This window comes from Cupriavidus phytohabitans (assembly GCF_017815025.1).
GTDB lineage: Bacteria > Pseudomonadota > Gammaproteobacteria > Burkholderiales > Burkholderiaceae > Cupriavidus.
The window spans coordinates 33140-56137 of sequence record NZ_JAGIQB010000049.1 but is presented as its reverse complement, the minus strand read 5'-3'; the positions used below and the strand labels follow the sequence as shown (position 1 = coordinate 56137).

General features: G+C 60.4%; 19 protein-coding genes and 2 pseudogenes. 6 read left to right on the top strand and 15 right to left on the bottom strand.

The genetic code is table 11. From position 1 onward, the window contains the following. The first annotated feature begins 581 nt into the window (after positions 1–581). The gene (locus J8I34_RS27080) at positions 582–1520 is read left to right on the top strand and encodes a GSU2403 family nucleotidyltransferase fold protein (RefSeq protein WP_209807434.1); all 939 of its coding nucleotides are present in this window, start codon (positions 582–584) and stop codon (positions 1518–1520) included. A 584-nt stretch (positions 1521–2104) separates the two neighbouring features. Next, positions 2105–2284, top strand: a pseudogene (locus J8I34_RS27070) (SDR family oxidoreductase); the annotation flags it as partial. Positions 2285–2670: 386 nt separating this feature from the next. Here the strand turns inward: J8I34_RS27070 and J8I34_RS27065 are convergent. The 11 genes from J8I34_RS27065 to J8I34_RS27015 form a co-directional block, all read right to left on the bottom strand. Next, positions 2671–3597 carry an MBL fold metallo-hydrolase gene (locus tag J8I34_RS27065; protein WP_245176156.1) on the bottom strand — a complete coding sequence of 309 codons (927 nt, stop codon included), beginning with the start codon at positions 3595–3597 and terminating at the stop codon, positions 2671–2673. Positions 3598–3801: 204 nt separating this feature from the next. Beyond that, positions 3802–5280, bottom strand: coding sequence for an NAD(P)(+) transhydrogenase (Re/Si-specific) subunit beta (locus J8I34_RS27060; protein ID WP_209807431.1), 1479 nt, complete (start codon positions 5278–5280; stop codon positions 3802–3804). Next, on the bottom strand, positions 5280–5621 hold the full coding sequence (locus tag J8I34_RS27055; protein WP_209807430.1) for an NAD(P) transhydrogenase subunit alpha part 2: 342 nt from the start codon (positions 5619–5621) through the stop codon (positions 5280–5282). Before J8I34_RS27055 ends, J8I34_RS27060 begins: the two co-directional genes overlap by 1 nt. 10 nt (positions 5622–5631) lie before the next feature. Then, the gene (locus tag J8I34_RS27050; RefSeq protein ID WP_209807429.1) at positions 5632–6750 is read right to left on the bottom strand and encodes a Re/Si-specific NAD(P)(+) transhydrogenase subunit alpha; all 1119 of its coding nucleotides are present in this window, start codon (positions 6748–6750) and stop codon (positions 5632–5634) included. A gap of 113 nt (positions 6751–6863) precedes the next feature. Then, positions 6864–7628, bottom strand: a complete 765-nt coding sequence (locus J8I34_RS27045; protein WP_209807428.1) for an SDR family oxidoreductase — start codon at positions 7626–7628, stop codon at positions 6864–6866. A 77-nt stretch (positions 7629–7705) separates the two neighbouring features. After that, entirely contained in the window at positions 7706–8737 is a 1032-nt protein-coding gene (locus tag J8I34_RS27040) for a phosphotransferase (RefSeq protein ID WP_209807438.1), read from the bottom strand. Positions 8738–8870: 133 nt separating this feature from the next. Next, the gene (locus tag J8I34_RS27035; protein WP_209807427.1) at positions 8871–11177 is read right to left on the bottom strand and encodes a molybdopterin-dependent oxidoreductase; all 2307 of its coding nucleotides are present in this window, start codon (positions 11175–11177) and stop codon (positions 8871–8873) included. Between the two features lie 37 nt (positions 11178–11214). Beyond that, entirely contained in the window at positions 11215–12663 is a 1449-nt protein-coding gene (locus tag J8I34_RS27030; RefSeq protein ID WP_209807426.1) for an MFS transporter, read from the bottom strand. Positions 12664–12775: 112 nt separating this feature from the next. Beyond that, a complete protein-coding gene (locus J8I34_RS27025) occupies positions 12776–13606 on the bottom strand; it encodes a phytanoyl-CoA dioxygenase family protein (protein WP_209807425.1) in 831 nt (276 codons plus the stop codon). Between the two features lie 14 nt (positions 13607–13620). Next, positions 13621–14019, bottom strand: a complete 399-nt coding sequence (locus J8I34_RS27020; RefSeq protein WP_209807424.1) for a RidA family protein — start codon at positions 14017–14019, stop codon at positions 13621–13623. A gap of 35 nt (positions 14020–14054) precedes the next feature. Continuing rightward, entirely contained in the window at positions 14055–14900 is an 846-nt protein-coding gene (locus J8I34_RS27015; RefSeq protein WP_371748146.1) for a phytanoyl-CoA dioxygenase family protein, read from the bottom strand. 390 nt (positions 14901–15290) lie between these two features. On the opposite strand from J8I34_RS27015, the gene J8I34_RS27010 reads away from it, so the two are divergent. The 3 genes from J8I34_RS27010 to J8I34_RS27000 all read left to right on the top strand — a co-directional run bounded on the left by J8I34_RS27010 (position 15291) and on the right by J8I34_RS27000 (position 17790). After that, the gene (locus tag J8I34_RS27010; RefSeq protein ID WP_209807423.1) at positions 15291–15452 is read left to right on the top strand and encodes a hypothetical protein; all 162 of its coding nucleotides are present in this window, start codon (positions 15291–15293) and stop codon (positions 15450–15452) included. An 89-nt stretch (positions 15453–15541) separates the two neighbouring features. Continuing rightward, complete coding sequence (locus tag J8I34_RS27005; protein WP_209807422.1) at positions 15542–16678, top strand: porin; 1137 nt, start codon at positions 15542–15544, stop codon at positions 16676–16678. A gap of 437 nt (positions 16679–17115) precedes the next feature. Next, a complete protein-coding gene (locus J8I34_RS27000) occupies positions 17116–17790 on the top strand; it encodes a TetR/AcrR family transcriptional regulator (protein WP_245176155.1) in 675 nt (224 codons plus the stop codon). A 516-nt stretch (positions 17791–18306) separates the two neighbouring features. On the opposite strand, the gene J8I34_RS26995 is transcribed toward J8I34_RS27000, so the two are convergent. The 3 genes and pseudogenes from J8I34_RS26995 to J8I34_RS26985 form a co-directional block, all read right to left on the bottom strand. Further along, positions 18307–18585: a hypothetical protein gene (locus J8I34_RS26995; RefSeq protein WP_209807420.1), complete on the bottom strand. Its 279-nt coding sequence runs from the start codon at positions 18583–18585 to the stop codon at positions 18307–18309. Positions 18586–18784: 199 nt separating this feature from the next. Beyond that, positions 18785–19690 carry a FecR domain-containing protein gene (locus J8I34_RS26990; protein WP_209807436.1) on the bottom strand — a complete coding sequence of 302 codons (906 nt, stop codon included), beginning with the start codon at positions 19688–19690 and terminating at the stop codon, positions 18785–18787. A gap of 4 nt (positions 19691–19694) precedes the next feature. Continuing rightward, a pseudogene (locus tag J8I34_RS26985) lies at positions 19695–21126 on the bottom strand (ISKra4 family transposase); the annotation flags it as partial. Positions 21127–21403: 277 nt separating this feature from the next. Between J8I34_RS26985 and J8I34_RS34865 the strand changes: the two are divergent. Next, positions 21404–21556 carry a transposase gene (locus tag J8I34_RS34865; RefSeq protein ID WP_245176154.1) on the top strand — a complete coding sequence of 51 codons (153 nt, stop codon included), beginning with the start codon at positions 21404–21406 and terminating at the stop codon, positions 21554–21556. Between the two features lie 276 nt (positions 21557–21832). Here J8I34_RS34865 and J8I34_RS26975 read toward each other — a convergent pair whose 3' ends face one another. Further along, entirely contained in the window at positions 21833–22870 is a 1038-nt protein-coding gene (locus J8I34_RS26975) for a TRAP transporter substrate-binding protein (protein WP_209807419.1), read from the bottom strand. Between the last annotated feature and the right edge of the window lie 128 nt (positions 22871–22998).

Sequence of the window (22998 nt, the reverse complement as noted above, 5' to 3'; positions counted from 1 at the left end):
TCATGCAGCTTTCGTGATCCTCATTTAACGTCTCTGCCGCCCTTCCGTTGGCAGAGGTTTTTCAGACCATCCCTAATACTGCGACCGTGGCGTGCCAAGGGGGCTTCATAACGGTTCGCGATCCCCCGCGTACCGCTTCCCTACTGTTGAAGAAGGAGGTTCGTGCGACCCAGGCTCAACATTCGTGCGACCGTAGGCTTTTTACGCTCATCATTGATGCGACTGTAGCTTTTCAATGCAAAACAGCGTTCCTGTGGGGCGTTTCGCACGCGCTGTGAAGCAGCTGCGGTTTTGGCCAGTTCGACGTAGTCTCAGGAATACTGAGCATTCATGGCCTCGGCGTTGCCTTTCAGCAACTGTCGAAAAGCGTACTTGAGCAGGAAAATCCCACAGAAATCAAAGTGTTGCGACCGTGTGATTAGTCGCGCATACGTGAGCGCCGGTCGCACGATGTCCGAGCCCGCTGTAGCCGGCGTGCTTCTTTGGGCGATTTCGGCGCGCCTGCGATGCTCAAGGCCAACACGGCGCAATGTTTGGGTTTCAGTATAAAATCAGCATGTAGCTTTTTTATACTGAAACCCATGGATCCGTGGATCGAGTTGGATGAGGATGCGCTGCGCCAGTATATCGACGCGAAGGCGGTGTTCGAAGCGTGGGAATCGGCGCGCGCCAAGGCTGCAGAGGTTCGCGGCGGCATGCTTTGGCGAACCACGAAGGGCCGCGAGTACCTGATTCGAACCAGCGTCGACAACAAACAGAAAAGCCTCGGGGTGCGTTCGGAAACGACTGAAGACATGTACGCGCGGTTCAACGCACGCAAGGAAGCCGCCGAGGCTCGGCTCAAGACGCTCGCGGACGAGCTCGACCGGCACCGGCGGCTGAACCGCGCGATCCGCGTCGGCCGGGCCCCAGACATCCTCGTGGCCATCCTTCACATGATGACTCGGCTCAATATCGCCGAGCATTTCATCGTGATTGGGACACATGCCCTCTATGCGTATGAAGCCGCAGCCGGGGTCCGCCTGCAAGAACGCGCCCTCGCAACTCGCGACGTTGATCTCCTTTGGGATACGCGCAAACGCCTCCAGTTTGCTTCCCGAATGAAGAACCTGGACCTCTCGATGCTGGATGTCCTACGCAAGGTAGATAGCACGTTCGAGATTCGGGATGATCAACTCTTTACGGCAGTGAATGCAAAGGGCTTCGAGGTGGACATCCTGCGCCGCGAGGCCGCCGATCTTGACCCTCATCCGCTCCAGCTAACCGACGACGAGGACGACCTCTGGGCAGTGCAGGCGCGACGCGCAAATGTCCTGTTGGGGTCGCCTCCATTCTCTGCGCCCATCGTTTCCGTGACCGGAAGAATGGCGCGGATGACGACGATCAGTCCAGCCGCATTCGTTGACTTCAAGCGCTGGATGGCATCGACCGCAGAGCGCGATCCCCTCAAGATTTCTCGCGACAGGCTGCAGGCATCGATCGTGGAAGAGCTCGCCAACCGCTTCCGGCTCGGTGTTTAGTAGACCGCGCGTTGCCATACGCCCTCGGCACGACGAGCATCGTCAAACCCAGTCCGTCCATCACGCGCAGCGCGTGCTCCAGATTGACGCCCTTGCCGTTCTCCAGCTTGGACAGCATGCCGACGGAAACGCCGCAATAAATGGCGGCCTGGTCAATGGGCATACCTTCCCCTGCCCGCGTTGCCCGTATCCGGTCGCCAAGTTGGTCAATGCTGCGGATGGTCGCGCGTGATAGTAGCGTTGGATTCAGGAAGCGGCCTCGGCATATATAGAAAAGTACTTTCACGTAAGTGAAAATATACCATCGACCTTCCAGCTCAAAAGTACGCCTTCCTCCTTGGTAGCTGACATCGCTGTTGTGGTTAGCTTGCTGGCGATTAATTGCATTTCTGATTTCCTAAGGCTTCTCAACGCTTCGCATGCGGTCGCAGATCATCATTCGTGCCACCGCCCCGTTCTCTTCCGAAATTTCCAAACCTGCGTCCGCCAAGCCTCGGCCACGGCGTCACCCCACTGTTGGCGCCCCGGCGCAGCAAGGTAGTTGCGTCCCCTTTTTCGCTCATGCCTCACTTCCGCTTCTGTAACGCAGCATGAGTGACACAACGGAGTCGCAGGCCTTTATCACCAGCCTGCATGCGCTCAAGCGCGTGGCGCGGCCGGAAGAATTGGCCCGTTCGGTGCTGTACCCGGCGTCGGATGACTCGTCGTTAGTCACCGGCACTGACTCACTGGCCGATGGCGGGGTTTCTATCACGTGCGCCTGAACCTGAACGCGTTTGAGGCAACGTGTGGTTCGTGACGGGCCGCCACCCTGCTTGCCCGGCTGGGGCGATGGTGAGGTGAGGTAAGTTGAAAGGCACAGGCAGCGCCTTTGCGTATGCGGCGCGCCGGCATAGGTGGTTTCTCCCTCATTGATGCCGCGCCAGACGCCGCGCAGGCCGGCGTCTGGCTGACGCGTGCGCGCATGCACAAGCTGCGCACCGTCTAGAACCTGGTTGGCTCGGAACTGGATGTCCACAATAGGCTTCCAGGCCTGGTACGAAGCCCGCCACTCGTCAAACGTTGCCGCTGCATACCCGATGCGATGTTGCTACTTCGATCCGAAGCGGAACATGACGTGAGGGCCAGCACCGAGGTGGCCCGCAGGGATTCATCCCATTCGGTAGACGCCGTCTGCACTCACCTCAACCCGCCCGTCGGCAAGTAACTCAGCCAGATGCTGGGAAATCGTACGGGTTTCGGCGTTGACCACCCACAAGCCTTCATAGCCCGGCGGATACAGTAGCCGTTGGTCGACCAGCTGCCCCAGTGTCTTTGGGGATTCGCGCAGCAAGGCCATCAAGCGCTGTTCGCGCTCGTCCAGCTTGGCCACATAGGCAGCGAGATCACGCAGGAATTGTTCACGATCGGTGTAGACGCCTCGGTGATGGGACGTGACCCAAACCTTGGCCGGAATCTCAGGCAACCGCGCGAGGCTGCGACGGAAGTCCGTCAGGCTGGAACCCACGTCACCATAATAGGGCCCGAATCCGGTCATGTCGATGTCGCCAGTGAAAGCCACGCCCTCCGGTTCGACAAGAAGAACGGTATGGCCCGCGGTGTGCCCCGGCAGGTGAAAAGCGCGAATTCCGGTCTGCCCGAGATCCCAGCACGCCCCGTCTACGTAACCCTGCGCGTCGGGCCGCGGCTCATAAAAAAATTCGCGCTGGAACTTGAGCAGCGTCTCCGACGCAAACTCCGCATTGCCGAAAGCGGCGATCATGCCTTCCCAGCTCCTTGCCGCTGGTAAGTCCCGTTCGTGCACATATACGGATGCATAAGGAATGCGATGCAACCCCGCCATATGGTCCTCATGCACATGGCCCATCACCACCAGTTCGGTCGCGTCAAACTCAGGGCCGATGTAGTTCGCGACAAGCGGCGTGTCGAACGCCGCGCGAGTCTCGGAGCCTCGTATCAATACCTGGTTTCCGTCGGGGTATTTGCCCCTCTTCTCGCCGAAGAAGACCGAAACGCGCCCGAAATCCACGCGCTGGATGTTTCGCTTCATGCCCGAATTGCTGAAAGCTGTGCTCATGTCGATCATCGTCCCTGGCAGTCGTTAGCGATCTCACCGCAGCCGGGGCGTTCCGGTAGCGATCGGATCGGCTGCGCAGCTTGGTTCTCTGTCTATTTATAATAACATTAGTCATCATAAATAAAAGATGCTTGCAATTCGCAGGCCAGAGCGAACTTGAGATGTCGTTATAGAACGTAGACGCCTTCACTCCCCGCGTCAGAGTTATGCTTCGACCGCCTTGAACATGTCCTCGACTACCTTCTTGGCGTCGCCGAACACCATCATGGTCTTGTCCATGTAGAACAGTTCGTTGTCCAGCCCGGCGTAGCCGGCGGCCATCGAGCGCTTGTTGACGATGATGGTCTTGGCCTTGTACGCCTCCAGGATCGGCATCCCGGCGATCGGCGACTTGGGATCGGTCTTGGCCGCCGGGTTGACCACGTCGTTGGCGCCCAGCACCAGCACCACGTCGGCCTGGCCGAACTCGCTGTTGATGTCTTCCATCTCGAAGACCTGGTCGTACGGCACCTCGGCCTCGGCCAGCAGCACGTTCATGTGGCCCGGCATGCGGCCCGCCACCGGGTGGATCGCGTACTTCACGGTCACGCCCTTCTCGGACAGCTTCTCGGTCAGCTCCTTCAGCGCGTGCTGGGCGCGCGCCACCGCCAGGCCGTAGCCGGGCACGATGATCACGGTCTCGGCGTTGCCCATCAGGAAGGCGGCGTCGTCCGCCGAGCCCGACTTGACGTTGCGCTGCGCCTGCGCGCCGCCCCCCGTGGCCGCCGCGGCGTCGCCGCCGAAGCCGCCCAGGATCACGTTAAAGAACGAGCGGTTCATCGCCTTGCACATGATGTACGACAGGATCGCACCGCTGGATCCCACCAGCGAGCCGGCGATGATCAGCATCGGGTTGTTCAGCGAGAAGCCGATGCCGGCGGCCGCCCAGCCCGAGTACGAGTTCAGCATCGACACCACCACCGGCATGTCGGCGCCGCCGATCGGGATGATGATCAGCACGCCCAGCACGAAGGCGATCGCCAGCATCACCAGGAACGGCAGCCACTCCTGCGTCATGAAGAAGGCGATGCCGAAGCCGACCATGGCCACCGCCAGCGCCAGGTTCAGCATGTGCTGGCCGGCAAACACCACCGGCGCGCCCTGGAACAGGCGGAACTTGTAGCGCCCGGCCAGCTTGCCGAAGGCGATTACCGAGCCCGAGAACGTGATCGCGCCGACGAAGCAGCCGATAAAGAGCTCGATGCGGTTGCCCAGCGGGATCAGGTGCGAGCCGGCCGGGCTGATGCCGAACGCCGCCGGCTCGGCCACCGCCGCCACCGCGATGAACACCGCGGCCAGGCCGATCAGCGAGTGCATCGCCGCGACCAGTTCCGGCATCTTCGTCATCTGCACCTTGCGCGCGACGTAGGCGCCGATGCCGCCGCCGACCACCAGCGCCGCGAAGATCAGCGTCAGGCCAGTGCCCACCGACGACTGGGCCGTGCCCGCCGCGAGGAATTCATTCTTCAGCTTGACGATCAGCACCAGCGTGGTGACCACCGCAATGGCCATGCCGATCATGCCGAAAGCATTGCCCTTGCGCGCCGAGGCCGGGTGCGACAGCCCCTTGAGCGCCTGGATAAAGCAGACCGAGGCCACCAGGTAGAGCAGGGTGACGAGGTTCATGCTGACAAGGCCCGCCATCACGCGCCCTCCTTGGCCAGTGCCGGCTTGGCCTCGGGCGCCTTGGCCTTCGGTTCCTTCCTCTTGAACATCTCCAGCATGCGCTGGGTCACCAGGAAGCCGCCGAATACATTGACCGCGGCCAATGCCACCGCCAGCGTGCCCATGATGCGGCCCGTGGCGCCTTCGGTCAGACCCGCGGCCAGCATCGCGCCGACGATGATGATGGCCGAGATCGCGTTGGTTACCGCCATCAGCGGCGTATGCAGGGCCGGCGTGACCGTCCAGACCACGTGGTAACCCACGTAGATCGCCAGCACGAAGATGATCAGGTTGATCACCGTGTGGTTCACCATCACCATCGACTTCTCCTTAACCGGCCAGCGCCGCTTCGGCTTGCCCTGTCATCAGGCAGGCCGCGACGATGTCGTCGTCTTTGTTGATCACCAGCTCGCCTTCCCTGTCCAGAATCAGCTTGAGGAAGTCCAGCACGTTGCGGGCGTAGAGCGCCGAGGCGTCGGCCGCTACCATGCTGGCGAGGTTGGTATGTCCGATCAGGATCACGCCGTTGTGGTTGACCACCTGGTCGGCTACCGTCAGTGGGCAGTTGCCGCCCTGCGCGGCGGCCAGGTCCACCACCACCGAGCCGGGCTTCATCTGCGCGACGGTGGCTTCCTGCAGCAGCACCGGCGCCTTGCGGCCCGGGATCAGCGCGGTGGTGATGACGATGTCGGCCTGGAGCGCGCGCTGGTGCACCAGCTCGGCCTGGCGCTTCATCCAGTCCGGCGGCATCGGGCGCGCGTAGCCGCCCACGCCCCGCGCGATCTCGCGCTCTTCGTCGGTCAGGAAGGGCACGTCCACGAACTTGGCGCCGAGCGATTCGATCTGTTCCTTGACCGCCGGGCGCACGTCCGAGGCTTCGATCACCGCGCCCAGGCGCTTGGCGGTGGCGATGGCCTGCAGGCCGGCCACACCTGCGCCGAGGATCAGCACGCGCGCGGCCTTGACGGTGCCGGCGGCGGTCATCAGCATCGGCATGAAGCGCTGGTAGTGGTGCGCGGCCACCAGCACGGCCTTGTAGCCGGCGATATTGGCTTGCGACGACAGTACGTCCATGCTCTGCGCGCGCGTGGTGCGCGGCGCGGCTTCGAGCGCGAAGGCGGTGATGTTGGCGGCCGACATGCGCGCGTTGTTCTCGGCATCGAAGGGATTGAGCATGCCCACCAGCACCGCGCCGGGCTTCATCTGCGCCAGCTCGCCGGCATCGGGCGCGCGCACCTTCAGCACCAGTTGCGCGCCGAGCGCGTCGGCGGCGCTGCCGATGGTGGCGCCGACCGCCTCATACGCGCCATCGGGCTGGCTGGCGTTCAGGCCGGCGCCGGCCTGCACCACCACCTTGTGGCCCTGGGCAACGTATTTCTTGACGGTCTCCGGGGTGGCGGCGACGCGTGATTCGCACGCAAGCGTTTCAACGGGCACTCCGATATTCATTTGCGCCTAATTTTTTGAAGTTGTTCATGGTCGTCTGACTTCCATCTAACATGCGCGGCGGGCCTACTTAACACCACGACCTCACCCGCGCAACAGCGGACTTTCTCGCCGCCTCAGATTGTCAGGCCGCCGTCGACGACAATGCATTCGCCATTCGTATAGCTTGAAGCATTCGACACAAGGTAGAGCACCGTGCCGGCCATTTCGCGTGGCTCCCCGTGACGACGCAGCGGGATCTCCGCGAGCCATCGCTCGTAGATCAGGGGGTCCTCGAACAGAGCGCCCGCGAACTTGGTCCTTGTGAGGCCAGGAAGCAGCGCGTTCACCCTGATGCCGAGCGGCCCGCATTCCTTCGCGAACGCCTTCGTCATGTTGACGACCGCGGCCTTCGTGATCGAGTAGATGCCCTGCTTTTCGGCTGGCTGCAGCGCGTTCACCGACGCGGTATTGACGATGGCGCCGCCGCCTTGCGCCTTCATCATCCTGCCGGCTTCGACTGACATGAAGAAGTAGCCGCGGACGTTCACTTCGACCGTCTTCTCGTACGCGGCAAGATCGGTGTCGAGAATGTGGCCAAAGTACGGATTCGCTGCCGCGTTGTTAACGAGGATGTCGAGACGGTCGTGCTTGCTGCGGAGATGCTCGAACGCCGCAGCAACGTCCTCCATCCGCCCGACGTGGCACGCCAGCGCATCCGCCTGGCCGCCCGTCTTGACGATCTCTTCGGCGACGGCCTGGCAGTCATCGAGCTTGCGGCTCGAGACAATCACGTACGCGCCCTGCTCAGCGAGCAGCTTCGCAATTTCCTCGCCTATGCCGCGGCTCGCACCGGTCACGAGCGCGATCTTTCCGGTTAAGTCGAATAGATTCGTTGCCATATATTGTTCTTCAAATTGATTCGAGATTCGATGATTTGCGTCGATACCGTTCGCGTGGGTCGTGAGCGACCAGCATGTCAGCCGTGCGCATCGATCACGCGCACAGCCTCCTCGGCCAGCGTACCCGCCATCTCCCCGACTTGCAGGGCAGCCGTGCTGGACGCATTGCCCTTCAGCGCACGAGCCTTCACACCCTGCGCGATCGCCGCGAGCCTGAAGAAGCTGAACGCGAGATAGAAATGCCAGTCGCGGATCGGTTCGATGCCGCGCAGCTCGCAATAGCGCTCGATAATTTGCGTTTCCTGCGGCACGCCGAGCGCGACGCGATCCTTACCCGCAAGCCCCGGGAGATGTCCATCCGACGGCAGCCGCAGGCACATGCAAAAGTAGGCGAGATCAGCGAGCGGATTTCCCAGCGTCGACAGTTCCCAGTCGAGTAACGCCTTCACGCGGTAGCTATCGCGCTCGAACATTACGTTATCCATCCGGTAGTCGCCATGCACTAGCGTCGGCGGACCAGCGTCTTCGGGGCACGCATCCGGCAGCCAGTCAATTAACGCTTCCATCGCGGCGAGCCGCTCGGTCTCTGCCGCTCGGTACTGTTTCGTCCAGACATCGATCTGGCGCTCGAAGTAGTTGCCCTGCCGGCCGAAGTCACCGAGTCCTACCGCTTCGACGTCGACGTCATGGAGCTCTGCCATTGTTCGCAAAACTGCGTCGTAGCAGGCGGCTCGATCCGGCCGCGGCAACTCCGGCAGGGCCGGATTCCAAAAGATCCGCCCGTCCTCGAAACTCATCACGTAAAACATGCTGCCGATCACGTCACGGTCCTCGCACAGGTGATGCGCGCGCGCGACCGGCACTTCGGTCTCTGACAACGCAGTCAGGATCCGGAATTCGCGATCCACAGCGTGCGCGGACTTCAGCAGCTCACCCGGGGGCTGTCGCCTAAGCACGTAGCGGCCGCTGCGCGCCTGCAGTAGAAAGGTCGGATTCGACTGACCGCCAGCGAACTTCTCTGCGTAGACAGGCCCCTCGAAACCAGGAACGCGGTCCTCCAGATAGCGCTCCAGGCTTGCGATATCGAGCTGTTGGGACATTTTCTTCATCATTTCCTTCCAATTTCCATGCCGTAGCTCTGCCGCGAATGGTAGTGAGCATGGCAAACGCGCAGCGCCGGGCTGAGCAGTCATCGCCAACGATGGCTAAATCAATGTGGTGGCAAGGGGGACTCACCAATGATCAGCCGACGATCTCAGGTGGCTCGAAGCAGGTTGTCGCCGGTAGAACACCGGCATAGCGTTCGAGCTGGACAAGGCATGAATTTGCTGTGCTGCCCTGCGCGATCTCCGATGTGCCAACGTCGCGCGTCAACACATTTGCGTTGCCATGCTTGTCCAAAGGAGGGCCATCTCCATCATCAAAGTCCAAGTCCAGCCAGGCACCCGTGGCCATTTGCACCACGCCTGGAATCACGGCATCAGACACCACCGCACCAGCAAGGCAGCTGCCGCGTGCATTGAATACACGGACGATCATCCCGGTTTCAATGTTTCGGCTCGCTGCATCGATGGGGTGAATCCGTATCGGTTCCCGGTCAGCGATTTTCAGTTTTCTGCTGTGCGGCGCATGGTCATATTGGCTGTGGAGCTTGGATGTTGGCTGGTTCGATAGTAGATGCAAAGGAAACTCGAGCACCTGGGGAGACCCCAGCCATTCATCAGGCTCGATCCAGACCGGATGCCCGGGCTGGCCCTTGATCCCGAAGTCGCAGATGGTCTGTGAGAAGATCTCAATTCGACCCGACGGCGTTTGCAAAGGCTGCCCTAACGGGTCCTGGATGAATTCTGAGAAGACCGCGGAGGATTCCTGGGTCGGAACCTCGATCATTCCCTTCGCCCAGAATTCATCGAACTGCGGGAAGTTCAGACCTTGCGCGTCGCCCTGTTCTTTGATCTGCGCGTAGAACGATCGCAGCCAATCCTCTTCGCTCTTGCCTTCCGTGAATTTCTCCAGGAATCCAAATCGCGCGGCGAGCTCAGAGAAAACCTCATAATCATTCCGCGCATTCGCATAGGGCTTCACATGTGCAGCGGAGGCAATAATAAAGGGATCTGTGCTGGCGCCAGCGATATCGTTTCGCTCGTACGCGATAGTCGTGGGGAACACGATGTCAGCGTGCTTGGCGGTTGCTGTCCACCAGGGCTCGTTGACGATGATGGCTTCTGGCACCGCCCAGGCCTTTCGAAGGCGGTTCAAATCCTGATGGTGATGAAACGGGTTGCCGCCGGCCCAATAGATGAGCCGTATGTCGGGATAGGTTAGGGTCTCGCCGTTGTAACGGAATGATTGCCCTTTGTTGAGTAGCATGTCCGAGATGCGCGCCACGGGAATAAACGAAGCCACCAGGTTCCTGCCCTGCGGCAGCGCGGGAATCTTCACGGTGATCGAGTCAAGCCCGATCCCATTGACGGCGGCATAGCCGAACCCAAATCCACCGCCCTCCAGGCCGATTTGGCCAATCATCGATGCGAGGGCAACAGTCATCCAGTACGGTTGCTCTCCATTCTCAGCCCGCTGCAGCGACCATGACATTGTGATCATGGTCCGTTGCTGTGCCATATCACGCGCGAGCTGCGTAATGTCCGGTGCGGGAATGCGGCATATGGACGATGCCCACTGCGGTGTCTTTGGCACGCCGTCGGACTCGCCCAACAGGTAATGCCGGAAGCGGTCGTATCCGACCGTGTAGCGGTCCAGGAATGAGCGGTTGACCAGGTTCTCCGCTTCCAAGACGTAGGCCAAGCCGAGCATCAGCGCCACATCGGTCTGCGGACGTATGGGAATCCATTCGCATGGTGCGCTGGTGTCATCCCGAAGCGGGCTGACAGATACCAAGCGCACGCCAGCCTGCGCGAGTTGCCCGAGCGTGTCGCGGTAGTGATGCCGCGTGACGCCACCAGCGTTCATCTGTGCATTCTTTTCTGGCAATCCTCCAAAGGTGACCAGCAGCCGGGTACTTCGAATCATGGATTTCAGCGACGTGTGCCTGCCCGCGAGGCTGTGCATGGAGCCGACCACTCGGGGAATGATCACCTCCCCAGCGCCATAGCTATAAGAATTGACCGATCGCGTGTAACCTCCAAGGAGGTTCAGAAAACGGTGAATCTGGCTTTGCGCGTGGTTGAATCGTCCGGCGCTGGCCCATCCATAGGATCCGCCAAAGATCGCCGGGTTGCCATGCGTCGAGCGCACCCTTTCCATCTGCTCGGCGGCCATGTCAAGCGCGATCTTCCAATCCACCTCGACGAAAGGCTCGCGCCCGCGGCCCTCACCACCTGCACGATGCTGCTTGTCAAAAAACGACTTTCGTATGGCGGGTGAGGCAACCCTCAACCCGGTCTGCGTGCCATCCAGGCCCTCCCAGACCGGAGCCGGCGCAGGGTCGCCCGACCAGGATCGAATATTGGACACCCGGCCCTGGTCGACCGAGACGTTGTAGGTGCCCCAGTGCGTGGAGACCACCCGGTTTTTTTGAACAGGCAACATGAACGACTCCTTACAGCCAGGGCAAGTGGAAGGGATTTCAGACCGCAGCGCGCGCGGCCGGCTTGGGCGCGCCGCCTTCCTTGCCCAGGCCCAGTTCTTCGTCGGCCACGGCTTCCAGCGAACGGTTCGTGGTGCGTGGGCCAAAAATAAGCACGGGGATGGCGAAAGCGATGTAGATTGCGGCGGCGGTCCATGTTACGTACTTTAGGCCACCCGCAGTGACCAGCGCCGCGCCCATCACGCCGGACACCACGCCGCCGACTCGCGCACCCGACATCACGATGCCGTTGCCCAAGGCGCGCAACTGCGTGGGCATTGTCTCGGGAATGTAGGTGTAGTAGGCGTTGAGTACGAAGCCGCTAAAGACGGCGAGCACGCCACCAATAGCGGCCACGGCCCAATAGCTGGTGGAGAGGCCCAGCACTCCCAGCACCAGAGCACAGCACACCGACATGCAGAGGATGGTGTTCTTGCGCTCCCACCGATCCAGCAGCCGCATGGCGATGAAAGGCATGACGCCGTAGACCACGACCCAGATGAACATGATGAAGTACGCATCCTTCTGGGTGTACTTGAGGTCATACACCAGCGCGTACACACTCCAGTTTATCCAGGTGTAGTAAGCCAGGTACACCCCGAAATAGGACACAAACAGAACGATCAGGTTGCGCAGGACCACGTTGTTCCGCAGCAGGTCCCGCAAGGTGGCATGTGTGGCACCGCCGTGCGCTGCTAGCAGATCGGGTTCGTCGAGCGGACCGTTGCGCAACGCACGCGCTTCCAGGCGGGCGACTATCTGCGCGGCTTGCTCAACCTTTCCGCGCGAGATACACCAGCGCACCGACTCGGGCAGGCAGAAATGCACGACGGGCGCAATCAGCAAGCCGATGCCGCCGGCCAGGAACAGGTAACGCCAGGTATTCGGTCCGCCAGTGGGCAGGTAGAACATGGCCAGCGCCGCCGCGATCACCGCCGAGGCCGTGTAGCCCATTGTCACGAGGGAGAGGAAGCGTCCGCGTGCATCACGTGGGAACATCTCGGAGATGTAGACCAGTAACACAGACGTGGCCGCCTGCACGCCCAGGCCGGTGACGAAGCGGGAAGCCAGGATCATTTCGTACTCCGGCACGAATGCCGTCACAATCACGCCGAGCGAGTACATGACCGTACCCCACACCAGCACCGGACGGCGCCCCACCCTGTCAGAAAGCCAACCGCCGACGAGCGCGCCGATCACCATCCCCACGTAGAGGGCGCTGCTGATGACACCGATCTGCTCGGTGCTCATGCCCGTGTGTGCCTTGATGGTCGGGGCGGCATAAGAAAAGATGGCGTTGTCGTAGTACTCCAGCATCAAGTTGACCGCGAGCAGTGCCGCCCAGGCGTAATGCGCGCCCATGGTTGGCAAGCGGTCGAACCGCGCCAACACGTGGGAGGGGTGAGAGGTACTGACTGAGGCTGACTTCGTTCCGTCGATGTGATTCACAGTTTGTCTCCGTTGGCGGTGCTGCCGATATTGGTCTTCTGCTCCCGTGATGCAGCCGCGTCCGCATCCGGAAACATTCACTCCCTCCCTTCCTCACCAGACGATGTTCGTATCAGCGCAGTTGCGTACACCATGCGGCGCGAAACGGTTCACCAGTCTTCAGCGACGGCTCGTTGAGCGCGCTAATGTCGTAGGGGTAGTTGCAGCCCCCGGTCGGCAGTGGCCGGTAGAACAGCTTGTCGCCAAAGAATCGGTAGACAAGGGTGTGGCGGTCCGGGCAGTCCGGGGTCACGGGAGCGCCACCGTGCAACGCGCCGGAGTGGAACACCAAAGCATCCCCAGGTTCGAGATCCCAGGAAAGAACGTCCCACGACGCTGGATCCTTGGCCCGCTCAGCCTCGATATCCGGGAGATCCGGCCAGTCGGTGTTGAGCCACAACGGCTTAGTGGGCTTGCCCGGGTCTGTATAAGAGTTGCCGTTGTACTGAATGCCGAGATGCGAGCCGCGCACGACTTCGAGCGCGTTCTTGCGAGGTATCCGTTCAAAACAGGTCCAAATGTTGAGCATCTGCGGCCCGCTTACTGGCGTGTACGAGTTATCCTGATGCCACGGCGATCGCCCAGCCTTCCCGCCCTTTTTGATGAAGATCTCCTCGCCTTTGAACCATACATGCTGGGAGTTCCATAGCGACGCCACGAATTCATCAAGCGCCAGCGCCTTGATCGTCGCGACATGTACATCTCGGTTGGCGATGTTGCCGTAGTCGTTGAAATGCTCGTCCGGCGTGCCTTTGAATATGTAACCGTGCTGCGGACTGGGATGTTCAATCCCATAATCGAAAGCCTCGCGCATCCGCTTGAGCCCTTCAGGAGATAACAAGCCTTGTGCAACGAAGGCACCGTCCCGTGCCAGGTCCAGCTTCATTTGTTCAGTCACCTGCATGTGAGCCTCCCCAGTCAATCGGTGCCGCAGCCGGCCACCGCGACGGCACGAACTTCGACGAGAAACGCCGGATTCGCCAGTTGGGTCACGCCTACCGCAGTCCAGGAGGGGTAGCGCTCAGGCAGGAACTCGTCCTTCGCGCTCACGAAGTCTCGAATGTCCGGGCCATGCAGGTCGATGTGGAAAGTCATGATCTCGACGATGTCCGCCATCGTCGCACCCGCCTCCTCCAGCACGCACTTCAGGTTGAGGAAGGCCAGTCGAGCCTGCTCGGCCATGCCCTCGCCCGGCCTGCCAGTGGCCACATCAAGGCCCACCTGGCCCGATACCCAGATCATGTCGCCGACACGGGTGGCGGACGAGAAATGCAGTTGGTCGTAATGCCGCTCCTTGAATGGCGCGGGGTTGATCATTTTTCGCTTCACGATGTTGGTACTCCGTAGTGATATCAGACCCCGGCAACTTGGCGGAAGACCGGGGAGCGGAACGCATCGCCCTGATTGAGCTTGGCCATTTCTTCCTGGAAGAGCGGGCCGTTGCGGGCGTACTTGGGGTTGCACGTGGGCAACTCGCGAAAGGTGGCGTCGTCACCGAAGAAGCGCAGCACCAGTGTGTGGCGCTTCGGGCAGTCGGCGTCGACCTGTGCACCGCCATGCAACGAACGCGGGTGCAGCAAGACGATGTCGCCAGGATTGATGTCAAAGGAGACGATATCCCAGGAATTGGGATCCCGAGCAAGCTCGTTGTCGATGTGCGGGAGACGAGGATAGGTGCCATCGCCATAGAGCGGATCGGTCGGATCGTCGGCGCTATCAAAGCTGGAGCCGTCGTACTGGATACCCAGATGCGAACCTCGCACGATCTCCAGCGAATTCTTCTTGGGCAACTTCTGAAAACTGATCCAGGCATTGCCCCAATGGCGGCCCGCCCACGGCAGGTTCGCTGTGTCCTGGTGCCAGGGACCTCGGCCGCTTTTTCCCCCTTCCTTGGCGAAGATTTCCTCAGCGAAGTACCAGACGTTTTTCGAGCCCCACAGTTCCTGGAAGATCTGGCCGAAAGGCAACGAGGCCGCCAGGTCGTCCAGCTTGGACTTGGCTTCGGGGTTAGCAATGTCGATGTGGGTGTGCAACGTGGTGCCGATGAGGCCGCCCTTGTAGACGTGCGGGCCGGGGTTAGCCATGTCCCACTTGAAGGCGTCGTAGCACTGGGCCAGTTGCGCTTCGTTGAGGCAGTTCCTGAAGATAGTGACACCGTCGTTGCGGAACTGCTCGCGCATCTCGGGGGTGGTCAGCATAGTGAAGCTCCTTGGTGGCTTGGACGGCACACACTTCCGTCTCTAGGATGATTCACTTTAGCCCTCGCCCGAGGTTAACACAACAATCGTTTTGTAAATACATTCCCATATTTGCACAACATACGTTTTGTGATATCGGTTGTCCTTGAGCGGCGGGCTGATGGGAAGCACTGCTGGCGCACTGGAAGCCTCATTTGCAACATCGCGCACTGGCATGCTGACGAAGAGTCTCCGCAGGGAATACCCTCATTCTTCGTTAAACATAACGACTGTTACTCTAAATATGAATTCGCTTCCGGACGACCTGTCAGGGGATATCGACAAGGGATGCGGCCGTGCTGGAGTGCTGTAACGGCTACGCAACTGCCCGAATCAGAGGATCAACCGTGCATGAGTGCAAGCGCGAAGCTTGTCCCGCGGATCGAGAAGCTGTTGTCATCGACGACTGTCTCAACCAAGGAAGCGCTGGCGCTGTGCAAAGTGGCGGCGCTAAGTCCAGGTATCGAAGTTCGTGCAGTGGCGGCGGCCGGTTCCGGCAAGACCGTCGAGTAAAGGCAGTCTCGGTTCACATGACGTTATGTGCGCGCGACGGAGGCTTTTGCGCGCACCGGGCCCAATCCTATCTGAAGGGAACATCGAGCATGAAGAAGAAATGGCTGATCGCGCTTACCACACTTGGCACCGTAGCAGGCGTAGGCCACGCTGAGCCCACCGTCACGCTGTACGGCGTGCTGGACACGAACGTCGAAGTCACCACGAATATGAAGACGCCGAGCGGTGGTTCAGGTACCCGCTACGCGATGAATGGCGGCGGCCTGTCCAGTTCGCGCTGGGGGCTGCGTGGCAACGAAGGCCTGGGCGGCGGTCTGAGCGGTATCTTTGTTCTGGAAAGCGGCTTTGGCGCGGACGACGGCAAATCTCTGCAAGGCGGTCGCCTGTTCGGCCGTCAGGCATTCGTAGGCCTGCAGAACGCAACCTTTGGCAAAGTCACCTTCGGCCGCCAGTACACTTCGATGCTGGATGCATTGGCCCCCTTTTCGCCCGCCGCGCTGGCAGTCTTGTATGAGCCAGTCATCGCCCTGTTGGGCGCTGCCTACCGACAAGACAATACGGTCAAGTACACCGGGACATTTGGGCCGCTTACGGTAGGTGCCCACTGGTCATTCGGTATCGGGCCCACCTTCAGCAGTCCGGGCGGCGTCAACATCAGTGGCAGCGGAGAGGTTCCGGGCCAGATCCGCCGCGATAGTGGCTTCGGTGGCCAGACGACCTATCGTGCGGGCTCGTTCGGCGCCACGCTATCCTATGACCAGGTCAATCCGAGCATTGCCAGTAACGGTGGGCTCCTTGATATCGCCACCAGCAAAAAGGCTGCCGCCGCGGCCAGCTACGCCTTTGGCCCCATCCAAATTATGGGCGGCTATCGATGGGGCAAAGCAGCCGCGTCCGGACAAACGCAAGTGCGTGACGACTTGTATTGGGCAGGGGTTTCCTATGAGGCAGCACCTTCTCTCAGCCTGACGTTGGACTACTACTACCAGGCTTTCCACTCTTCGACAACGCCCGCGTTGAAACCGCCAGGCAACCCTTGGCAAGTCACGTTCATCGTCGACTATAGCTTGTCGAAGCGTACGGACCTTTACTGGACCACGGTGTTCGCCAAGAATTCCGGCCTGTGCCTGGATACCGCCTCTATCGGCTACGCTAATGGTTACCAGCCGGGCGGCGCCAGGAACAATATGTTGGGAACTGCCATGGGCCTCCGCCACAAGTTCTGAAAACAACTGAAGCACGGATGCAGACTTACCGGGGCACGTATGTGCCCTTTTTTGACAAGCAGCTGGGGTCCCCTTATCGTAGATACGTTGCTCGTCCACTGCGGCTTGGTAATCGCGTAGACTCCGCAACATTGCACATAGAGCTGCGGAGTTCCAGTTTTCCGAGGGGGCCTTTTCCCATTGGATGCTGGTTCGTGGCAAAATTGACCGTCTGCCACAAGGCCGTAATGATATCTACTGAGCCATGCATCGACAAACGCCTATCGACTCATTGCCGATGACATGTCTTGTCGCTCTAGAGTCGGCGCAGTCCTTTCCTCAGTGCCCCATTGACGTGCCGGCTTTCCCGCAATGCGGGCAATGACGGCGTATTGACGAAAGGAATGGTCAGAAGGAATGATTACGTACGCGCCCCGTTGTTTGTAGATTCCCGACAAATGCCAGAGAGAAAAGTCAAGCCAAAGCACGACGATAGTCGGACCGATCAAGTCACGACCCGTGGCCGCCCTGCGGGTGACCGTGAGGCGAAGCGCCAGGAATTGCTGAAAGCCGCAGCATTGGTGATTGCGCGGGAGGGGTATGCAAAAGGATCATTGCGCTCAGTGGCACAACAAGCGGGTCATACGACCGGTGCCGTGACGTACTATTTTGCAAATAAGGAAGAGCTCGTCGTTGCTCTACTGGAAAGCGCATTTGATCGCTACGATGCCATGCTCGAGTCCGTTCGGCAAAGCGGCGATATTCAGTCGCTTCTGGGTTGCTGGCTGCGACTGAATCAGCGCAGCGAAAGCTTCTTGCCTGAACTTTCCGAGTTGCTCGCGCAAGGCCGGTATGAGCCCGTCTTTGCTGACGTCATTGCCAGACGCTACGCGCGCTATCGACGAGTCTACGCGTCGATCCTCCGGACCGCGCAGGAGCAGGGGACCGTTCGCCGCGATATTTCGGCTGACGTGCTGGCCGATCAGCTGTGCGCCATGGGTGATGGCTGGATCCTAATGTACCCGGTCGAGCCGAAGCGATTCACACCCAAGCGTATCCAGGCGTTGATCGAAGCCTTGGGCGCTCTGATCGCCCCCCCTTTCGCTCACCAGCCTCCGGCGAATGGCATCTAATCACCGAGGTACTTAGATCAGCACTATATTGCCAAACTGCCTGGGCTGTACGGTGACGGTCGTTCCAGCGTGAAGTAACTACGCCTGGAGGTTATGTTTGATGGGTTCGCAGCATTATCCGCATCAAGTAGCGCTACGCGCACCGGGCTATGTGGATGTGCAAAGATGGCAACGGCGCCCACAACGCCCGACGTGGATGCTCTATGCGGAATGCTTTCCGAGCCATGCGATATGTTTAGCTTCCGAGCCCGCCTTCGTTCCAAGACAAAGGCAGAGAGCACCCAATGAAGGTTGCAGGCACGGACGCTCCGTCGCGGGCGGAGGTTCCGCTCGGGTTGGCGAGGACGGTGCCCTCCGCGGGTAGTGCGTTGGCGAAGTTGCCCGTTTGCTTTTGATACTCCGCCAGGAGCGTGAACTCGGTTGCCGCGCTCGGGCGCCAGGAAAAAGCCGGTGCGATGAAGGTTCGCTCGTTATGGAAAGCGGTTCAGGGCGCCGGCCAGCGGTCCGGCGGGGATGTCATAGGTTCTGGCCTGCGCTGCCGGATTGCGCCGCGCGCTCCTGCGCCGAGGCTTCCGGCATCCAGCCGACGGCAGCCACCAGGGTCCCGGCCATGGCGATGTGTACGGCAAAGGCCAGCGGACGCGGTGCAAACCTGAATGCCGGTCCGATTGCAGATGGCGAATGTGGCGTGGTGGAAGCGATGTTGCGGTTGGCAATATCCCCCGCGTCGGCGCGACGACTGGTCATGGGACGGTTTTCCTCAAATGCTGTGTTGATCGGGTCGAGGGCCGTCAAGAAAGTCACGCTGGCTACCTGCGCGCACGAGGCGAACGGCCAGCACGGTCACCGGCTCTCCGGGCGGGTACCACGCGCCGCGTGGGTGGCTGGCGATGCTTGAGCGGCTTGCCTCTCACCTGGTAAATCGGATGAGGTGAAAAAAGGGGAACCGGTCAGCGAAAAAAGTCTCGAGAAACTGTCGCGGGGTGCGCCAGATTCAACGCGCCTCCGCCGTGATCCACCAGGCCAGGGTTCGACGTACCCGAATCGGCAGGGTGTTCTCCAGCATGGCCAGCGCGCGGTCCGGATCGTCGGCGGGATAGACGCCCATCACACTGAGTCCGGCAACCTCCGGTGCAACGCTGATGTGGGCGCGCTGGTAGCGCGCAAGTTCGTCGATCAATTGGCTGAGCGGGATGTTTTCCGCCAGGACCACCCCGCGATGCCAGGCTTCGCGCGCGCGTTCGGCCGGCCCGATCGCGGAGATGCGATCGGTGGTGAATTCCGCCCGTTGCCCGGCTTCAAGGCGTTTGACGCCGCCAGCCGCATTGCGGATTTCGACAGCGCTTTCGAACAAGTCGAGCCGGGTGCGGTCTTGGTTATGGTTGACCGTGAAACGGGTCCCCAGCGCCTGCATGCGGCCGAAGCGGGTTTCCACATAGAAGGGCCGACCGCTCCGATCGCCAGCAGTCTGGACGAGAATCTCCCCGGCCACCAGTTTGAGCAGGCGGGCGTCGGCCCGGTAATCGACGCTCAGGGCGCTGTCGGTATTGAGCCAGACCCGGGTGCCGTCTGCCAGCGCGATTTCGCGTTGCTCTCCGGTGGCGGTGCGGTAATCCGCCCCCCAGGCCATGACGACTTCGGGCAGCGCCGCATGCCGCCAGCCGGCCAGGCCGAGTGCGAACAGGCCGCCGATTCCGCCGAGCACCCGGCGACGGCCCTCGACACCGCGCCGTGCCGCCTCGATGCCGGCAATGGCGGCATCCGACCCGCAATCGCGCAAGGGAGCAAAGCGGCGGCTGACGGCCTCGATGTGCTCCCAGGCCCGTACATGTTCCGGCGATTGAGACAGCCAGCTTCGCCAGGCCTGGCGCTCGGCTTCGGTGACGTCGTCGCTCTGCAGCGTGGGGAGCGTTAAAAACCTTGGGGTTCATAGTCCAAGAGCCCGAGTTGCTCCAAGAAATCAACAAGTTCCGTTGACCTGTGTTCCGTTGGTGGCTCATACCTAGCAAGTCTCTCTGCGAGGTCACCGTTGATCACGGCACAACGGACCTGGGCAAGCAAATGGACACCGTTCGGCGACCAGCGCATTTGCTGACGCTTGCACATGCGTTGGTTCAGCACCTGATTGACCGCGGATTCGGCCGTCGCGGTTGAGATGGGCTTGTTTCGACGATGTCGTGCTCCGTAATTGATCGTCGCCCCGCCATTCGCGTCGACATAGGCAACGAGTTCTCGAGCCCGGTAATCCAACTGTGAGAGACTGTCGGCAACACTCGGCGTTTCAGGCACGATCACCCGACAGATTGTCAGGATACCCTGCATCCGATTCTTGGCTTTCTCGAGCTGGGCATGCCAGAAGCACCAGCGAAGTCTGTCAATGCGGGAAATCAACACACCTCGAGCAGCTTTTTCCGTCTCCGTCTTAGCACGCATGCCCTTGACGATCTGCTCAAGATATCGCACGCGCATCGAAATATGGAACCAGTCGAGCACAGGCGTACACGAAAACGGCAATCGGTCGGCGATCGACTGAAGTCCATTGGCGCCATCGGTAATGACCGACAGCCGGGGACGATCGGTTCCTGATGCCGCTCGTATGAAGGCGGTAAGACGCTCTGCAATATCCGGCAACTTGTTTCTCACGAACGCGAATACGTGAGACGCTTGGTCTTTGGCCGTCAGTCGCCCCGTCAGAACTTCAAAGCTGGAACATTCTGATTTGCGCCGGCCTCGAACGAAAGCCGCCGTCTATAGTCAGAGTCCACTCGGTATCCTCGCTCGGAGGTTCGCGCATCCGTGACTGGACAGCCTCGATGCGAGCACCCGCCCGCAGCGCCCTATTCCGGACCGTCACATGGTTCAACGTCTCCCGTACAGGCAGGAACTCGCGCATCATTGAGACAACCTGCCGATAAGGCATCTGCGCCGACAGCTTGGCTTCCAGCGCGAGCAACTCGCTGGTCGCCCGCTCCGGGACGTACTCCGTCATCGGGCTATACGGGACCTCCATTGGAAGGGGTGTCCCGCACGGGCAGCAAATAATCCGAGCACTGCGAAACGGCACGGTACCAAAAACTGTGTCTACCTTGCGAATCCGTCGATCTTTGAGGTCGAGGAAGCGGTGACAGCGAGTGCAAAATCGTCGAAGCATGCAGACTTCTTCAGCCTGCATAGCCACCACTATTTTTTGAATTGGAGTACGTCTTTCCCTTCAGCCAGTGACAGGCCGACTTTCGCCGGGTCGAGTTCGCGATAAGGACGGTCAATATCGCAGATCTCAAATGTGGCCGACTCGCCATAATCCGTGGTGACCTCAACGCGAACGGTGATTTTCATCGTGATCTCCGGCGGATGTGATCTGCCGGAATCCTAGGCGCCCTGCCTTCGAATCCCCAAGGTTTTTAACGCTCCCGCGAACGAGTGCCGACACCGTGATGCGGGAATTGCGCAGAGTGCATGAGCGCAAGCGCAAACCACGACCGCGGGTCGTCGGCATCGATGACTGGGCGATCGCGCGCGGTCACCAGTACGGAACGATCATCGTCGACCTGGAGCGCGACGTGAGCCGATCGAAGTGTTCGCCAGTAGGGACGCCATTGCGGTGGCTGCGTGGATGCGTGCGCACCCATCGATCGAGATCGTCGCCAGGGACCGGGCCGGGGCCTATTCCGAAGCGGTCGACCTCACGCTGCCGGCGGCCAAGCAAGTCTCGGATCGCTGGCATCTGCTGAGCAACCTGGGCGACAACGTCGAGCGGATGCCGTAGAACGAGCCGTGGTCGCGATATCAGCAATATAGCCCAGCGCGCCGCGCGACAACGCTTCGTGAAGGCTGGTGCCGACGGCGGCCTGATGTGGCCCAAGATCTATGATCTGGTCGCCGACGACTACGCCAAATCCTTGGCTGCCACGGTGTACAAAGCTGACGAGTTTCATGGATTGTCCCGCGTGTTCGTTGTTGGAAGATCGAGCGCATCCGGCATTGGACCTGAAGAGTGTGGGCAACATCGCGTCGGTAATGGTCACCCCAGGTAAAACCTGGCTCAGTGGAGCATACGAATCCTATCTAGTTCGACCTTATACAAGTTAAAAAGGGAAGCGTCATAGTCCCTGGCAATGCGCGCAAGCACTGGCCGGGCTCGCTCGCTCAACTTTTTGAGCTCGGTTGGATCCATCTCGTTTATACGCATTCCTTCGGCTTCAAGGTCCGCACGAACCTTGGCATTCTCCTCGCGAATCAGGCGCCGCTGGTACTGGCCGGCCTCTCCCGCGGCGTCGCGCAACAGTGCCTGGTCAGCCGGCGCCAACGTGTCCCAGAAGCGCTTGCTCGCGATCAATGTCATGGCACCGTAAGAGTGGTGGGTGACACTCAGATAGGTCTGGACCTCATACAGTTTGCCCGTCACTATCTGGGAATAGAAATTGTCCTGCGCTGCGACACTCCTGGATTTCAAAGCAGCATGCAGTTCAGAAAATGGCAAAGGAATCGGATCCGCCCCGATTTCCTTGAAGCTTTCAACGAACAAAGGCGAAGGAATGACACGAATCCTCAAGCCAATGAGGTTGTCCGCATGGAGGATGGGGATAGTAGAAGTCGTCATATGTCGGAAGCCGTTCTCCCACCATGCGAGTCCGATCAGATTACGGCTTGCCAGACGATCCAACAGGGTGGCGCCGAAAGGGCCATCGAGCAACGCATTGGCCTGTTTTTGATTGCTGATCGTGAACGGAAGATCAATCAGACCAAAGCCCTTCTCGACGTCAGCAAGCCCGATCGTAGCTTGCAGCATCAACTCTGGCGTTCTGCCATCTCCCGCCTGCAAGGATGCGATCTGGCTTGATGGAGATCCCGGCATGGTTTCTGAGGGGGCTTGCACGAGTATGCGGCCACCACTTCGGGTGGCCACCAGTTCGGAGAACTTGTTCATGCCACGGCGCACCGGGTGGTCAGCCTGGAGATATCCACGGTAATCAGCGATATGGATGATTCTCGGGTCCAGCTTCGCGGCGGAGAGCGGATCTGCCACCGCCGTGGTTGCCAGTCCGGCTAATGGGATGCAACAAGCGAGTCTTGCAAGCATTCGCCTATTCCTTAGCGACCTCAATAAGGTAAGAAGACCCAATACGGCTGAATTCTTGAGCATTCCTATCTCCTTGTTATGCACTACGATGCGCTCTACTGATTCTTGCAAAGCAGTAAGAAGCGTGA

Excerpts from the sequence above, each read along its gene's own strand:
- J8I34_RS27080 (WP_209807434.1), top strand. The coding sequence starts at position 582 with ATGGATCCGTGGATCGAGTTGGATGAGGATGCGCTGCGCCAGTATATC.
- J8I34_RS27065 (WP_245176156.1), bottom strand. The coding sequence starts at position 3,597 with ATGAGCACAGCTTTCAGCAATTCGGGCATGAAGCGAAACATCCAGCGC.
- J8I34_RS27060 (WP_209807431.1), bottom strand. The coding sequence starts at position 5,280 with ATGGCGGGCCTTGTCAGCATGAACCTCGTCACCCTGCTCTACCTGGTG.
- J8I34_RS27055 (WP_209807430.1), bottom strand. The coding sequence starts at position 5,621 with ATGGTGATGGTGAACCACACGGTGATCAACCTGATCATCTTCGTGCTG.
- J8I34_RS27050 (WP_209807429.1), bottom strand. The coding sequence starts at position 6,750 with ATGAATATCGGAGTGCCCGTTGAAACGCTTGCGTGCGAATCACGCGTC.
- J8I34_RS27045 (WP_209807428.1), bottom strand. The coding sequence starts at position 7,628 with ATGGCAACGAATCTATTCGACTTAACCGGAAAGATCGCGCTCGTGACC.
- J8I34_RS27040 (WP_209807438.1), bottom strand. The coding sequence starts at position 8,737 with ATGAAGAAAATGTCCCAACAGCTCGATATCGCAAGCCTGGAGCGCTAT.
- J8I34_RS27035 (WP_209807427.1), bottom strand. The coding sequence starts at position 11,177 with ATGTTGCCTGTTCAAAAAAACCGGGTGGTCTCCACGCACTGGGGCACC.
- J8I34_RS27025 (WP_209807425.1), bottom strand. The coding sequence starts at position 13,606 with ATGCAGGTGACTGAACAAATGAAGCTGGACCTGGCACGGGACGGTGCC.
- J8I34_RS27020 (WP_209807424.1), bottom strand. The coding sequence starts at position 14,019 with ATGATCAACCCCGCGCCATTCAAGGAGCGGCATTACGACCAACTGCAT.
- J8I34_RS27015 (WP_371748146.1), bottom strand. The coding sequence starts at position 14,900 with ATGCTGACCACCCCCGAGATGCGCGAGCAGTTCCGCAACGACGGTGTC.
- J8I34_RS27010 (WP_209807423.1), top strand. The coding sequence starts at position 15,291 with ATGAGTGCAAGCGCGAAGCTTGTCCCGCGGATCGAGAAGCTGTTGTCA.
- J8I34_RS27005 (WP_209807422.1), top strand. The coding sequence starts at position 15,542 with ATGAAGAAGAAATGGCTGATCGCGCTTACCACACTTGGCACCGTAGCA.
- J8I34_RS27000 (WP_245176155.1), top strand. The coding sequence starts at position 17,116 with ATGCCAGAGAGAAAAGTCAAGCCAAAGCACGACGATAGTCGGACCGAT.
- J8I34_RS34865 (WP_245176154.1), top strand. The coding sequence starts at position 21,404 with ATGCGTGCGCACCCATCGATCGAGATCGTCGCCAGGGACCGGGCCGGG.
- J8I34_RS26975 (WP_209807419.1), bottom strand. The coding sequence starts at position 22,870 with ATGCTTGCAAGACTCGCTTGTTGCATCCCATTAGCCGGACTGGCAACC.